The following is a 13,795-nucleotide window of genomic DNA, read 5'->3' on the forward strand; positions in this document are numbered from 1 at the left end:
GATGGTGAGTCCGCCGCCGGTCGCGACACCCCCGTACGTGATCGAGGCCCGCGACGCAGGCCGGGCCAGGGTCGGGCAGATCGACCGCCTCACCTCGTTGGAGCTCACCCCGGTGTTCAACGGGGTCGGCGGCTGGACCATGAACCTCCCGGCCGGGTCGGCGCAGGAGGCCCTGTTCGTCAAGGGCGGCTGGATCTCCGTCTACACGCCCGACGGCGACGACGTCTTCACCGGTCAGGTCCGCGGCCGCAAGCTGGCCCGCTCCGACTCCGAGCCGTTCGCCGGCACCAGGACGTTCTACGGTCCGTCCGCCGAACAGGTCCTCGCTGACCGCCTCGCCTACCAGGTCCCCGGCCAGTCGGCGACCACGACCCCGCCGACCGGCGGGCAGACCGGTGCCGAGTACGACCGCCGCACCGGGCCGGGCGAGACCGTCATCAAGGACTACGTCAACCTCAACGCCGGCCCCGGCGCCCTCGTCGCCCGCCGCACCGCGGGCCTGGTCATCGAGACCGACGCCGGGCGCGGCGCCACCGTCATCGGATCCGCGCGAATGAACCCGCTCCCCGACATCATCGGCCCGCTCGCCGAGGCCGCCGGCCTGGGCTGGCGAATCAGGTTCAACACCGACGGGAACCTGGAGTTCCAGATCTACGTCCCCACCGACAAGTCCGCGGACGCGCGGTTCGGCATCGACCTCGGCAACCTCGCGAACTACGAGTACACCGAGGAAGCCCCCAAAGCGTCCGTCGCGATCGTCGGCGGCTCCGGCGAAGGCACGGCCAGAACCTTCCGCGAGATCACTGATCCCGACGCGATAGCCGACTGGAGCATCCGCAACGAGGTCTTCGTCGACCAGTCCGGCGCCGGCAGTACGGACGAGATGGATCAGGCAGGCGCCGAACAGCTCGTCACCAACGGGCCCATCAGCGGCCTCACGATCGAGGCGATCGACACCCCCAACCTTGCCTTCGCCAAGCACTACAACCTCGGCGACCGGGTCACGGCCGAGGACGTCACCGACGTCCTGCGAGGCGTCACCATCGGCTGGACCGCGACCGAAGGCGCCACCACCAAGAGCGACGTGGGCACCGCCTCGATGACCGGCACCAGCCGCATGATCCGGTTCCTCGCGGACGTGACGAAGAAGGTCCAAGCCCTGCAGGCCAAGCAATGAGAGAGGGGGAGGGCCTTGGCTGTCACTGAGGTGGCGAAGCCCTTCGACGCAACGCCCATCGCCACGGCGCTGGAGTTCCGCAAACGGAACCGTCCCGCGACTGGTGCGGGCCTGGTGGACGCGTCCTACGGGTCGACTGCGCTGCAGGTCACCGCGTCCGGCGGCACCAGCATCAACATCGCCAACGGCCGCGCGGTGATCCAGGGCGCACTGTACGAGCTGTCGGGCGGGCCGAAGAACATCGCCGTCTCAGCCAACGGCACCGGCTCCAACCGGGCCGACTGGGCCGTCCTCACCTACGACGACTCCCACACCCCCGGCGTGTACGCCCGCACCCTCGAAGGGACCGCGCTCACCCAGAACGACACCGGTGTCTGGGACGAGCCGCTCGCCTCGTGGCAGAAGACTCCCGCCGGCACCATCCAGAACCTGATCGACTGGCGGCCGTGGCGCGGCTCCACCGTGCGGCCGTGCACCTCGACCGCGCGGCCCCGCAACCCGACCCTCGGGCAGCACGCCTACGAGGCCGACACCGGCCGCGTCATCTTCTACGACGGCACGGGCTGGCCCACCGCCTACGAGGACACCGGCTGGGTGTCGCTGCCCATGAACGGCGGCGACGCAGGCGCCTGGACGGCCAACGTCACCAACCGGATCCGGCTGCGGAACGGCGTGGTGCATATGCGGATCTCGATCAAGAGGCAGAACGGCCTGACCCTGCCGACCAGCGATGACGGCTCGCGGGTGTTCATGCTGCCGGAGGCGTTCTGGCCAACCGTGACGGAGTGGGTGAGCGGCTACCACACGCGGTCCCCGGTGATGCTGCGGGTCGAGACCAACGGCGAAGTGCGGGTCTATCCGCTGACCGATGACATTCCGGGCGGCCGCACCGTGCAGGCGTCCGGTACCTGGCTGAAGGGCTGAGGACGATGGCGCGGCACACCTTCGGACAGACCCCGACGGACTGGACGATGAACATCGGGTCCGGTGGCGAGGTCATCGCCGCCGGCGACGTCACCCTCACCTTCTGGTCGGCCAAGAGCGGCGGGCTCCCGTACACCGATCTCCTCGACGGCGGCGGCGCCACCGTCACCTCCATCACCAGCGCGGACGGAACCGGGCTCCTCCCTGTCGGTACCATCCCCGAGTTCCAGGGCCCCGACTCGGTGACGGCGATGTGGGCGGAGCCTGTCGGGGGCACGACCCGGTACAAGATGATCGCGACCGATCTCGGGTCGGAAGTCTCGAACCTCACGTCCCGGGTCGCGACGCTGGAGGCCGAGACCTCGGACTTCGATAGCGCCCCGGCATGGGTGCGGCGGGACCCCGCGACGGGGGTATGGCCGGACCGGCCGGCGACGTCAAGGTGGACGATCTGGGTCGACACCCTCCCGGAGACACCCTCGCCTCCGGTGATCGGGGGCACGGGGATGGTCGACGGGCTCGACATGTACTGGGGATCGGCCTGATGCCGCTGCAGCTCTATGCCGCCCGAGCCGGCGACCTGATCCCTTACACGAGGCGGGTGACTCAGCCTCCGTCGGAGCGGCTGCTGGTCGGCGCGTACGTGGGTCACCCGGACTCGTCCGCCGGGTCCTTCGCCGCGGCGAACGCCGCCTACGGTCCGCTCACCATTCGACGCCAATTCAACGCCAACATTCCCGCCAGTTTTGCGTCGAGTTCCTCGGCCGGTGACGTCGGTAATCCCTGGACGACTTTCCTCAGCGTGAAGGCCGATCCGGCCGAGGTCATCGCCGGTGACTGGGACGCCCAGATCACGGCATTGGCGGCGTCCGGGCCCACTGACCGCGACTGGTTTTTGACGATCTGGCATGAGCCGGAAAATGACACGCCTGCTTTCCAGCCTGCCCCGTCGAGCCCAGCCTTCTCCGGCGGCGCCGAGCAGTTCGTGGAAATGTTCGTACGGTTCTACGGTCTCGTGAAAGCCGCCAACGCCAAGGTGTTGTGCGGACCGGTGCATCTCGGTAGCGCCTGGAAGTCCGGCGCGCCGGTGACGGGCGGCCCCGGGGCGGTCCGCTACGACGCCGATGCCTGGAAGGTCCCACCCGAATCAGCCGATTTCTACGGCGTCGACACCTACAACGCCAAGGCGTCATCCGGGCGGACGACCCTGGCGACGGCGGACAATTTCCAGCGCTGGTATTCGCATTTCCGGGGCCGTGGCCGCCCGCTGCTGATCCCGGAGTTCGGGCGTGTGGTCGACCCGAATGACCCGACCGCGCGGCCGAGAGAGATTATCGCGTCGGTCGAATGGGCCAAGAACACGAGCGAATTCGACATGATCCTTTATTGGGACTCCGACGACCCGGCCACGGGCGCGTGGAGCCTGGACGCCGCCGGCCGTGACGCATGGCGCACGGTCGCTCAACAAGGGAGGGCTCTCACGTGAGCATCGCCTACAGGGACGGCGCGGTCGGGATCCTCGCCGCGATCGGCGGAGACCTCGCGGTAACGATCCCGTCGACCGTCGTCGGCGGCGACGGGATGATCCTCGCCGTGGACGTCGCCGCTGACGTCGACCCCGGCGCAGGCTGGGCGCTCCGCAAAAAGATCACGACCCAGGACGGCAACAACAAGGCCTACGTGTATAGCAGGGTCGCCGGTCCGGACGACGCCGGCACCACGGTCACACTGCTGACGGCGGCCGTGCCGTCACGCGGCATCGCGACCCTCGTCGTCTGGAGCGGCACCGATCCCGGTGACCCGATCCACCAGATCGCGTCCACGTCGGACACCGCCACGTCGACGACCCACACCACCCCCGGCACGATCACCACAACCATCGCCGGCTGCTGGGAAGTGGAGATCGTCTGCAGCAAGAGCCCGAACGGGAACCCGATCACGACGTGGACGCCGCCGGGCGGGTTCGCCGCCCGGAAGACTGGTTTGTCCGGCGCGACGTCCGGGCAGTCGCAGCGTGAGGCGGTCATCGGGGACTCGGGGGCGGCCAAGTCGTCCGGCACGACCATCGGCGGACACGTGTGGACCGCCGACGTGGCCAGCAACAACACCGCGCTCTTCACCCTGGCCTTGGCCCCGGCGACCGGCACACAGACCGTGCACCCCATCTCGGATATCACCACGGCCGGGTGGACCGCTTCCCCCGCGCTGGCCAGCGGACAGCCGCAAGCCAGCAACCTGTCCGACGGCCGCGACTCCTCCTACCTGGAGACCGGCACCGGCCCGACCGCGCTCGTCGGCGAATGGGCGCTCGGCCGGGTCGTCCCCCCCGGGGCCGGCGAGGACATGACCCTCACCGTCCGGTGCCGGGACACCTCGGCCGCGTCGGTGACGCGAGTCATCGAGCTGCGGCAGGGGGCGACCCTGATCTCCACGCACAGCGACACCACCGTCCGGTCCAGCCTGACCGACGTGCCCGTCACGGTCCCCGCCGCCGATCTGGCGGCGATCACGGACTGGTCAGACCTGCGCGTGCGCGTCACGCAGACGACGGCGTAGCCGATGGCCACCACGCAGATCGCGGCCATCACCCTGTCCGGCGAGGCGCCGTCGCAAGCGACCACGCGGATTGCAGCCGTGTCCCTGACCGGTGCGGCAGCGAGCCAAGCCCAGTCCCGGATCGCCGCCGTGTCCTTGACCGGACCGCTGGTCACGCAGGCCCGGACACGGATCTCGGAGATCTACCTGACCGGCGCCCGGCCAGCGGACTCGCCCGCCACCAGCTGGTGGCTCGCCAGGGATGGTCGGCTCCGCCCGCTCACCCTCTACGCCGTGCGGGGCGGACGACTCACATGAGCTGGGCGAAGGACACCCGGGTGAAGGGCGGTGTAGATGACCGATGAGCCCCCCACGCCTGGTGAGCTGCGCCGATCTATCGAGGACATACGCCTGGACCTGCGCGAGCGGCATCACGCGCTCAATCAACGGTTGGACACCACGGTCCCGCTCGCGCTGTGGCAGGCGCACCTGGAGGCCAGCCGCCGCGAGCACGACGAGCTGGCCAAGGACATCGCCGACGTCAACGCCCGGATGGACGCGGATCAGCGGCAGCGCAGCGCGGACCGGCGGCTCATCTTGATGGCTCTTTTCACCAGCGTGCTGGCACCGCTGGGTCTGGTGCTGCTGCAGATCATGATGCGCACCAAGGGGGCTGCGCCGTGACCCGCCGCATCTACGGTCCTCCCTTCATGTGGGCGCTGACGATCGCCGTGGTGCTCACCGGGATCGTGGCGGTCCTGTACGTGCAGGGGCAGCGGCTGGCCGGGCTGGAGCGTGACCGCGCCGCGCTGTCCGATCAGGTTCGCCAGCTCGGCGGCGTGCCGAACGTGTCGCCGGAGCCGTCCCCCAAGCCAGGCCCGGCCGGTGAGCAGGGCGAGCAGGGTCGGCCGGGCGCGAGCGGTGCGCCGGGGGCTCCTGGCGGCCCCGGATCCGCGGGGCCGTCCGGTCAGGCGGGCGCGCCGGGGAAGGCCGGTCCGTCCGGTGCGCCTGGTGGCCCCGGACAGGACGGCGCACCCGGGTCCCCGGGGCCGGTCGGGCCGTCGGGCCCGAAAGGCGATCCGGGGGAACGCGGTCCGCGCGGCGAGCCGGGGCAGCAGGGAGAGCCGGGCTCGGCGCCGCCGACGGTGTACTGCACCCCGCCCACGCCGCCGATCGGGCCATGGGCCTGCACCACCACACCACCAGAGGGCTGATATCCGTGCCCATCGCAGCAGCACCCCAGCGCGCCGAAGAGGGAGATGCCGACATGAACATCATCAGCCGCGCCGAGTGGGGCGCCCGGGCGCCGCGGGCCCGCTCAACGGTCACCTGGGGCGACCGGCGGGAGGTGGTCGTCCACTACTCCGAAGGCCCCACCACGCAGACCGTCAGGTCCATCCAGGACTTCCACATGGGCCCGGATCGACGCTGGTCCGATGTCGGCTACAACTTCCTCGTCGACGTCCAGGGCCGCATCTACGAGGGCCGCGGCTGGCTCACGGTGGGCGCCCACGCACCCGACCACAACAGCTCGGGCATCGGCATCTGCATGATCGGCCGGGACGGCGACGCCACCCCCGCCGCCGAGCGTTCCATCCGGGCGATCTACGACGAGGCATGCCGCCGCGCCGGCCGCTCCCTCGCCAAGCTCGGGCACCGCGACGTCTACGAGACCAGCTGCCCCGGCGACCAGCTGTGGAACTGGGTCCACGCCGGAATGCCCACAGACAACGTCGATGAGCAGGAGGACGACATGCCGGACTACGTCTCCGTCGGGATGAGCGAGAGCCAGGACCTCCCGCCCGGCGAGTGGGTCACGATCAACTGGGGCAAGGAGTTCTCCGACTCCGCACACCACCACTGGGACAAGGGCGGCCCGTCCCTCATCGTCGGGCCGGCCCGCTACAACCTGACCGCGAACGTGCGGGTCGAGGGCCTGGCGGTCGGCACCGAGCTGCAGGCCCGCGTGGTGGAGGTGGCGGAGGAGGGCGGCAAGGTCGAGACTGGGCCGATCGCGGAGTACGCCGCTTCCAAGGGTGCGACGTTCCTGCACTACAACGTCGCGGCGGACACGGTCCGCAAGGGCTACCGGGTCCGGTTCCAGGTGGCCCAGTACGGCACCACGCCTGCGAAGGTCACGGACGGGTCCGCCAAGGCCCTGGCGTGGGGGACTGCGTGAGGTTCGTCCGCCTTTCCGAGCATGTGGTCGAGGGCAAGCCCCTCGGCCGGCATGTCCTGCACGATCCGCGGTCGCGGCGGTATCCGGTCGCGGCCGTGGACCCGGCCGCCCTGCAGAGCGTGCGGCACTTCCGGTACATCCCGGTCCTGGATCAGGGGTCGCTGGGGTCGTGCACGGGCCACGCGGCGGAGGGCGCGCTGGGGTCGGGTGACCTGCTCGGCCCGATCCCTCTCACCGTCGCGGCCCGCCCGACCGGGGATGAGGTCGCCGATCACGAGCAGGCGGTCGCGTTGTACGCGGCGGCGACCCGGTTGGACGAGTTCGCCGGCGAGTGGCCTCCGGAGGACACCGGGTCCAACGGCCTGTCGGTGGCGAAAGCCTGCCAGCGGGCGAGGCTGATCAGCGGATACCGGCACGCGTTCGGGGTGGAGGCGGCGTTGACCGCTCTCGCCGAGCGCCCGGTCATCGCGGGCATCACCTGGTGGTCGAGCTTCGATGAGCCTGAGCCGGACGGGCAGGCCCGGATCGTGAGAGGCGCGTCCATCCGGGGTGGCCACGAGGTGGTCCTAGACGAGCTCGACCGCGAGCGCGAGCGGGTGTGGTTCACGAACTCGTGGGGCCTCGGGTGGGGGATCGGTGGACGGGCGTGGTGGTCGTGGGAGACGTTCGCGCGGCTGCTCGGCGATGACGGGGACGTGACGGTGTTCGTGCCGCTCGATCAGCCGGCCCCGGCCCCGGAGCCCGAGCCGGAGGCGGACAGTCCGCTGGACGACCTGCTGTCGCTGTTTCAGCGGTGGTGGGCGGAGGTGGAGATCTGGTGGCGACGCCACAACCTCCCGTAGCCGAGCAGCCGCTCGACTGCCGCTCGCCGGCGGGCGTAACGGTTGGGCTGATCGATTCGATCATCACCGCCGCCCGTGTTCTCCGAGATCGTGACCTGTCGCATCCGGCGGTGCGGGAGGCGCTCGCAGACCTGGCCGAGGACGAGGACGTCGCGCGGCTCATGCCAGCTAGCAAGAAGGAGTGAACATGAAGCCGACCCTGGGTCGCATCGTCCGCTACGTCGGCAAGTACGGCATCCACGCCCCCCGCGCCGCCGTCGTCTCGTGCACGACGGCGGACATCGTGCCGGGCGGTGACGTCGCCCCTCTCGACTCCGACATGCACGTCCACCTGACCGTGTTCACCCCCGGCGAGCAGGGTCAGTTCCCGGAGATGAACATTCCCTACAGCGAGGGCGGGGAGCCGGGTACCTGGTCCTGGCCGCCGCGCGTCTGACCATGGCGCGGATGCTGGGCCGGGTGGAGTCGCCTGGCTGCTGCCCCGGGACGCGGCAGGGCTGGGTCCGGACGCGCCGTGCGCACAGCCCGGACTGCTCGGGGGCGGTCACCGACCCCCGCAAGGCCAAGCGCCGCGAGCAGCGCGAGACCGCCCGCGAGATCCGCGCTGCCCTGAACCTGAAAGAAACCCTTTCAGATTCCCCCTGACCTGCAACTTTGCGCGGGTGCGCAAAGTTGTCGTGACCCCAAGGAGGTCGCAATGAAGCTGTTCGGGAGAGAACCGGCCCAATGGCTGGCAGTCCTGGCCATCGCCATCCAACTGGCCGCCGGGTGGGGCCTGCCCCTCAGCGAGGGCCAGCAGGCCGCCATCAACGCGGCCGCCACTGCGGTGATGGGCTTCGTCCTCGCGTGGGCCGTCTCCAAGGAGAAGGCCGCTGCGGCGGCCGGCGGCGTCATCGGTGCGCTCGGTCAGCTCGCCGTGTCGCTTGGGGTGGAGGTCAGCCAGGAGCGGATCGCGATGACGGGGGCGGCGATCACGGCGCTGCTGGCGTTCTGGCTGTACGGGAAGGTGACGGCGCCGGTGGACGCGAACATGGAGCGGGTGCCGAAGGTGAAGGTGATCAGCGGCCGCGTCGAGCGGTAGCCCGACCAACGCGAAGGCGCCCCCTGCTCTCTCCTTCGGGAGGGGGCAGGGGCCGTTTCGTCATGCCCGGTTGATGTGCCTGGCCGCGTACTGCCGCTGCAGATACCTGGCGTTCACCTCGTCGACCCAGGCATGGAAGCGCGCGTCGCGGTAGGAGTCGGCCATCGGCGGGTGGACGCCGATCCCGCCTGGCGCGCCGAGCACGGCCGTCGGGCGCGGCGGCTCAACGTTCACGACGATCCGCGGGGTGATGCTGACCTGCTGCTCGCCGGCGTGCTCGTCCTCGCTCATGGCTCCACGGTAACCACGAAGGCCCACGAGGTCAGCCGGCGTGGAGCACCTCGACCAGGTCCGCCGTCGTGAGCCCCGCCCGTGCGAGCACCACCTCCAGCGCGCGGACGTTCGCGCAGTAGCCCACGAGCATCCGGTGCTGCCGGGCACGGAACACGGTCCGGCCGTCGAGCCGGATCAGCTCGACGTCCCAGCCGCGAGGCCCCACCCATCCCACGGTGCATAGGGTACGACCTGCGAAAACATGCTATGCCTGGTTCAAGTGCCGGGCCGCCCCCACCCTCGCATACTTAGAACGTATGTTCTAACGTGGCGATGTGCACCCAATCTGCCCCTACGGCCACCGGCTCCGCCCCGGCCGCGTCCTCGTCGGCTGGACCCCCTGCGACTGCCCACCGGCCCTCACCGGACTGAGAGGCCGCGGCCACCGCACCGTGCAGTGCCGCACCTGCACCACCTACCGGATCACGAGCATCCAGTACACGCCCGAGCACATCGGCGGCGGCCACCCCGGCGGACCGTCCGGGTGGCCGCCGACCACAGCGCCGCACCGGCAGGCTACCGAGGGGCTCCGCGACCGCAGCCCGACATCCCGCCCCTGAGCACACCCAACACCGCCGGGATCTGCCTGGCCGGGAAATAGAGGTTCGCCCCCGGCCGCCGGCCCTGAGCCCGGATCGGGATGCTGCACTCCCAGCCGTTCCCCGCGGCGATGTCCACAGTCGACGCCATGATCCGCTCGGCGTCATCGATCGGCAGCTGCAGCCACGCGAACCCGTCCCAGAAAGCGGCGTACCGGACCCTGCGCGGCTCCGGATAGTGCCACCCTCCCCCGTAGATGCTCGCGCCGACGTCCTGGCAGCACTGGAACGTGTCCATGCCGCAGGCCCAGAGCGCCCGCACCAGCGGGACCATCCCGCAGTCGACTTGGACCGGCTCGCCGCCCGGCGCGGTGAGCGTCTCGGCCGGGTGCACCTGGACGCATTCGGGGTAGCCCGGGGCTGCGTGACTCATTCGAGTACTCCTCTGTGCTTCGCCCAGCGCCGCACGTCCGCGAGGTAGAGGCCGATCCATTCGGCGGACGCCATCTGGTGGCGGCGGCTCCACACGGCTACGTGGAGCCGGGCGTACTGGTCGATGGATGCGGAGTCGGCGGCGGCCCAGGCGGGGAACTGGCCCAGCCATTCCTCCGCCGAGGCGGGGGTGTGTCCGGCCCCGAGCAGCCACGGGATCATCTGCCCCATCTCCACCCACGGGGCCCCGTGGCTGACGAATGCCCAGTCGACGAACCGGACCTCTCGCCGGTCGGTGACCAGGACGTTGCCGGCGTTGATGTCGGTGTGCAGCAGCGCCGTCCCCGCCATCGGCGACGCGTCCCCGAGGCCCTCCCACCGCATGGTGACCGGGCGGTCCACGACAGCGGGCAGAGGCGTCTTCTGCAGGGCTTGTACCGCCTGGGCGACCAGGCCCAGGTCCGGTGAGCCGGGCGCGTAGTCGGGGTGCCGGCCGGGCACGTGCTCGAACCCCAGGACGAGCCACCCCCCGGACTCCACCGTCCAGTGGAGCCGGGGGGCGAACTCGCCGAGGAAGGGGTTCACCTTCGCTTCCCAGCGAAGCGACATGACCTCCGGGCCGTCCTTGTCGGGGAGCTTGCGCGCGGCCTTCACGAACAAAGTCCCGTGCTCGCCGGCCACCGTCGAGGCGATGTCGGCGTGGTTGCCGAGGTCGGCCGACCGGACGCCCCGGATCGGCCCGGTGGTGCGGGTGATGGCCTCCAGCACCTCGGCGGGCAGGTCATTCCAGTCGCTTCGCGTCATGTGTCCCTACAGGTTGGTGATCTGGCCCTGGCAGACGTCCGAGCAGCAGCTCGTACCGACCGCCCAGAACCGGTCGTCCACCGGCCAGCCGTAGTGCCGCAGCGCCCGGACGGTGATGGCGACCGACCGGCCGCTGGTGATGGATGCGTTGGTGACCGGGACGTGGTCGATGAACCGGCCGCCGGTCAGCCGCATACAGGTTTGCCGGTAGTCCGCGGTGAGGTCCAGGAAGGCGTGCAGGGCGGGGTCGATTTCCTTCGACGGGGTGAGCTGGGTGAAGTCCTCGCCGTCCTGGACGATGCCCTCGGGCGGGTCGGCCGGGTCGTACTCGGCGGTCGCCGCGAGGAAGCAGAGCATCTGCTCCACCATCGTCTCGGCGTAGAACCGGGCGACGTCCAGGTACTCCTCACGGACCCGCGTCACGAGCCGCTCGAAGAGGTCCCCGGAGACCAGGCTCCTGGGGTCCTTGACGGCCACGGCCGGCCGTTCGGTGGTGATGGTCATCGGAACCTCCAGGCGCGCTACTTGAGGGTGGTGCCCGCAGGTCCTGGTGCGCGCCACAGCCCGGGGCAGCGGGGTTGAGCCAAGGAAACACCTCGTCTCGTGTGTGCGACAGGGGGCGCCGTTTTGCTTCGTATTCCTCGTTTTGCTTCGTATTGCTTTGCTGTCGGGCTGGAGGGAGCCTGGTCTCGAAACCCCAGCTAGGAGGGTGAAAGGCGATGCCGCGACCGCGAACGCGAGCCTTATGCAACGCCGCACTGGACGCCGCGATCAAACGCGGCGGGCACACTTACGCATCGATCGCCGCCGTGATCAATGAAGTGGCGGCCGAGGGTGGCGCGGACTTGCGATGCACGGCCGCGACGCTGGGTAGGTGGCTCGTTGGTGCGGTACCTGTCCCAGCGACCAGGGTGTACGCCGTCGAGGCGTTCGCGCGCCTGCTGAACGAGCCCGCTCTCACCGCCGGCGACCTCGGCTGGCCGGGCGGACCGGTGAGTGCACCAGAGGACCCTTGGCGAGGTGACCCCGTCACCTGGATCACACAACTGGGACGGAACGACATGCTCGACCGGCGCGAAGCGCTCACGGCCAGCCTGTACTCCTTGGGGGCCGCTGCCCTGCCTGAACGCCTCCACCGCATCACGCGCCGGGCGGGGGAACCACGGCGCGCCGGCGCTGCCGACGTCGCCCGCATCCGCGAGACGACCCGCGCCTTCGGCGACTTGGACGATCTGTACGGCGGCGGGCACGCCCGCACCGCGCTCGCCGCCTACCTCACACACGACGTCGCGCCGCTCCTCCGCGGGACCACCGGAGCCGCCCGGCCCGAGTTGTTCGTCGCGGCCGCCGAGGCGTCCTACCTGGCGGCGTACATGGCGAGCGACGCGGGCAAAGCCGGCATTGCGCAACGATGGTATGTCCAGTCGGTTCGGCTGGCAGACGAGGCAGCCGCCCCGGTGATGCGCGCGACGGCCCTGCGCGGCCTGGCCGTCCAGGCCATCGAACTCGGACACAATCGCAACGGGCGGGACCTGGCCGACGCCGCAGCCGACGGCATCCGCGCAGGGGCGCCCGCGCGCACACGAGCATGGATCACCGGGATGCGCGCCGAGGCGCTCGCCGCAGCCTCCGGCGACCGGGTCCGCGCCCGGTCCCTGCTGCACGCGGCGGAGGCCGACTTGGAGTGCGCGGACTCACTGCCCGAGGCCGAGATCACCGGAGCCTACCGGCGCGAGTCGTTCGCCCACCAGGTAGGTCTGACCTTCCAGCAGCTCGGCGACCTTGCTGGGGCGGAGGAGCACTACGCGGCGTCGGTGCAGTCACGGCGCACGATAGAGCGGCGGACCCGCGCGCTCATCGGCGCCCGCCTCGCCTACGTCCAGCTACGCCGTCGGCACCCCGACCAGGCCGCCCGGACGGTGCTGGACCTGTCGGATGACCTGGCCGGGATTTCCTCCGAGCGTGTGCATTCGGTCCTCGGCCAGATCCGCGCGGGCTGGAGTCCTCTACGCCGGCATCCGGCCGTCGCCGATGCCGATCGGCTCCTGGCCTCGCTTCGATGATGTCTCCAGACATGAGAACGCCCGCCCCGTGAAGGGCGGGCGTCCACATCGACCTGCGGTCAGAGGCCGCCCTCGAACGTCGCCGAGTCGTACTCGACACCGGGCGCGATCTCCACACTCACCACCTTCAGATCCGACGCCTTCGCCGCCGCGAACATGTACTTGTCCGACACCGTCCGCCCCGGCGCCAGCGTCCCCGTGAGCCCCTCGTCGACCCCGTCCTGGAACACCCGCTCCGCCTCGTCGCCGCTCTTCCCGAGCCGCGCCGTCACCTCCACCATCGACAGATCGACCCGGTGCTTCCCACGGTTCTTGATCTGCACCGTCACCACCACCGCCGGATCACCCGGGTGCCCACCCGAGGCGATATCGCTCACACGGCCGCGCCTCAGCGTGGCCACCCGGAACGCGACCCCGTCATCGGCTCGCGCCCACTGCCCGACCTTGGTGACGTTGTTGTCGCCGTCATCCCCGGTCTCCTCGCCGCCGGCGCTGGAGGTAGCTTGGCTGCCGGGCTTGGTGGACACCCCGGTCTCGGCCGCGCAGCCCGTGAGCGCCAGGCCGGTCAGGACCGCCACCACAATCATGATCTTCCGCATGTGCTTCTCCCCGTGTGTCGGTCGGTGGCGGAGGGCGACAAGGCGCACATGAGACGCGACCCGTTCACCGGCCGTTCACCGGCCGAACCCGCCTGGCGCGATCCGGCCAGCCGAGAGAAAAAGGGGGGCGCGCAGGGTTCTGCTTCCCGGCCGAACCCGCGCACCCCCCGGACCTGACCACCCATGAGAGCAGGTTGGGCGTCCCCGGAACCGTATGACCGAATCCCTGAGACGTCCAGATCTAGGAGCGCTACGTATCGCTACGTAGCACGTCAACGCGAGACGAT

General features: G+C 70.4%; 21 protein-coding genes. 15 read left to right on the plus strand and 6 right to left on the minus strand.

Annotated elements, in window-relative coordinates:
• The first annotated feature begins 1 nt into the window (after window position 1).
• From ACA511_RS12780 to ACA511_RS12845, 14 genes are read left to right on the plus strand one after another with little or no spacing between them, the layout of a single operon-like run.
• Complete coding sequence (locus tag ACA511_RS12780; protein WP_375024375.1) at window positions 2–1,177, plus strand: siphovirus ReqiPepy6 Gp37-like family protein; 1,176 nt, start codon at window positions 2–4, stop codon at window positions 1,175–1,177.
• Between the two features lie 15 nt (window positions 1,178–1,192).
• The gene (locus ACA511_RS12785) at window positions 1,193–2,101 is read left to right on the plus strand and encodes a hypothetical protein (protein ID WP_375024376.1); all 909 of its coding nucleotides are present in this window, start codon (window positions 1,193–1,195) and stop codon (window positions 2,099–2,101) included.
• Window positions 2,102–2,148: 47 nt separating this feature from the next.
• Window positions 2,149–2,646, plus strand: a complete 498-nt coding sequence (locus ACA511_RS12790) for a hypothetical protein (RefSeq protein ID WP_375024377.1) — start codon at window positions 2,149–2,151, stop codon at window positions 2,644–2,646.
• Complete coding sequence (locus tag ACA511_RS12795) at window positions 2,646–3,587, plus strand: hypothetical protein (RefSeq protein WP_375024378.1); 942 nt, start codon at window positions 2,646–2,648, stop codon at window positions 3,585–3,587. Before ACA511_RS12790 ends, ACA511_RS12795 begins: the two co-directional genes overlap by 1 nt.
• The gene (locus ACA511_RS12800) at window positions 3,584–4,657 is read left to right on the plus strand and encodes a hypothetical protein (RefSeq protein ID WP_375024379.1); all 1,074 of its coding nucleotides are present in this window, start codon (window positions 3,584–3,586) and stop codon (window positions 4,655–4,657) included. The genes ACA511_RS12795 and ACA511_RS12800 overlap by 4 nt, the downstream gene beginning before the upstream one ends.
• Window positions 4,658–4,660: 3 nt before the next feature.
• A complete protein-coding gene (locus tag ACA511_RS12805) occupies window positions 4,661–4,954 on the plus strand; it encodes a hypothetical protein (RefSeq protein ID WP_375024380.1) in 294 nt (97 codons plus the stop codon).
• Between the two features lie 36 nt (window positions 4,955–4,990).
• Window positions 4,991–5,320, plus strand: a complete 330-nt coding sequence (locus tag ACA511_RS12810; RefSeq protein WP_375024381.1) for a hypothetical protein — start codon at window positions 4,991–4,993, stop codon at window positions 5,318–5,320.
• Complete coding sequence (locus tag ACA511_RS12815) at window positions 5,317–5,850, plus strand: hypothetical protein (RefSeq protein ID WP_375024382.1); 534 nt, start codon at window positions 5,317–5,319, stop codon at window positions 5,848–5,850. The genes ACA511_RS12810 and ACA511_RS12815 overlap by 4 nt, the downstream gene beginning before the upstream one ends.
• Before the next feature lie 53 nt (window positions 5,851–5,903).
• Complete coding sequence (locus tag ACA511_RS12820; protein ID WP_375024383.1) at window positions 5,904–6,815, plus strand: N-acetylmuramoyl-L-alanine amidase; 912 nt, start codon at window positions 5,904–5,906, stop codon at window positions 6,813–6,815.
• Window positions 6,812–7,657 (plus strand): hypothetical protein, encoded by an 846-nt coding sequence (locus ACA511_RS12825; RefSeq protein WP_375024384.1) that lies wholly within the window; start codon window positions 6,812–6,814, stop codon window positions 7,655–7,657. The genes ACA511_RS12820 and ACA511_RS12825 overlap by 4 nt, the downstream gene beginning before the upstream one ends.
• Complete coding sequence (locus ACA511_RS12830; protein ID WP_375024385.1) at window positions 7,633–7,842, plus strand: hypothetical protein; 210 nt, start codon at window positions 7,633–7,635, stop codon at window positions 7,840–7,842. The genes ACA511_RS12825 and ACA511_RS12830 overlap by 25 nt, the downstream gene beginning before the upstream one ends.
• 2 nt (window positions 7,843–7,844) lie before the next feature.
• A complete protein-coding gene (locus ACA511_RS12835) occupies window positions 7,845–8,093 on the plus strand; it encodes a hypothetical protein (protein WP_375024386.1) in 249 nt (82 codons plus the stop codon).
• A gap of 11 nt (window positions 8,094–8,104) precedes the next feature.
• The gene (locus ACA511_RS12840; protein WP_375024387.1) at window positions 8,105–8,302 is read left to right on the plus strand and encodes a hypothetical protein; all 198 of its coding nucleotides are present in this window, start codon (window positions 8,105–8,107) and stop codon (window positions 8,300–8,302) included.
• A 52-nt stretch (window positions 8,303–8,354) separates the two neighbouring features.
• Window positions 8,355–8,738, plus strand: coding sequence for a hypothetical protein (locus tag ACA511_RS12845; protein WP_375024388.1), 384 nt, complete (start codon window positions 8,355–8,357; stop codon window positions 8,736–8,738).
• A gap of 60 nt (window positions 8,739–8,798) precedes the next feature.
• Here the strand turns inward: ACA511_RS12845 and ACA511_RS12850 are convergent, their stop codons facing one another.
• The 5 genes from ACA511_RS12850 to ACA511_RS12870 form a co-directional block, all read right to left on the minus strand.
• The gene (locus ACA511_RS12850; RefSeq protein WP_375024389.1) at window positions 8,799–9,029 is read right to left on the minus strand and encodes a hypothetical protein; all 231 of its coding nucleotides are present in this window, start codon (window positions 9,027–9,029) and stop codon (window positions 8,799–8,801) included.
• A gap of 31 nt (window positions 9,030–9,060) precedes the next feature.
• Complete coding sequence (locus ACA511_RS12855) at window positions 9,061–9,237, minus strand: hypothetical protein (RefSeq protein ID WP_375024390.1); 177 nt, start codon at window positions 9,235–9,237, stop codon at window positions 9,061–9,063.
• A gap of 350 nt (window positions 9,238–9,587) precedes the next feature.
• Window positions 9,588–10,043, minus strand: coding sequence for a hypothetical protein (locus ACA511_RS12860; RefSeq protein WP_375024391.1), 456 nt, complete (start codon window positions 10,041–10,043; stop codon window positions 9,588–9,590).
• The gene (locus ACA511_RS12865) at window positions 10,040–10,846 is read right to left on the minus strand and encodes a hypothetical protein (RefSeq protein WP_375024392.1); all 807 of its coding nucleotides are present in this window, start codon (window positions 10,844–10,846) and stop codon (window positions 10,040–10,042) included. The genes ACA511_RS12860 and ACA511_RS12865 overlap by 4 nt, the downstream gene beginning before the upstream one ends.
• Window positions 10,847–10,852: 6 nt before the next feature.
• Entirely contained in the window at window positions 10,853–11,350 is a 498-nt protein-coding gene (locus ACA511_RS12870; RefSeq protein WP_375024393.1) for a hypothetical protein, read from the minus strand.
• 407 nt (window positions 11,351–11,757) lie between these two features.
• Between ACA511_RS12870 and ACA511_RS12875 the strand changes: the two genes are divergently transcribed.
• Window positions 11,758–12,909 (plus strand): hypothetical protein, encoded by a 1,152-nt coding sequence (locus ACA511_RS12875; protein ID WP_375024394.1) that lies wholly within the window; start codon window positions 11,758–11,760, stop codon window positions 12,907–12,909.
• 59 nt (window positions 12,910–12,968) lie between these two features.
• Here the strand turns inward: ACA511_RS12875 and ACA511_RS12880 are convergent, their stop codons facing one another.
• Window positions 12,969–13,508, minus strand: a complete 540-nt coding sequence (locus ACA511_RS12880; protein WP_375024395.1) for a hypothetical protein — start codon at window positions 13,506–13,508, stop codon at window positions 12,969–12,971.
• Window positions 13,509–13,795: the final 287 nt, after the last annotated feature.

The organism is Actinomadura sp. GTD37 (assembly GCF_041951365.1).
In the GTDB taxonomy this organism is placed as follows: Bacteria; Actinomycetota; Actinomycetes; order Streptosporangiales; family Streptosporangiaceae; genus Spirillospora.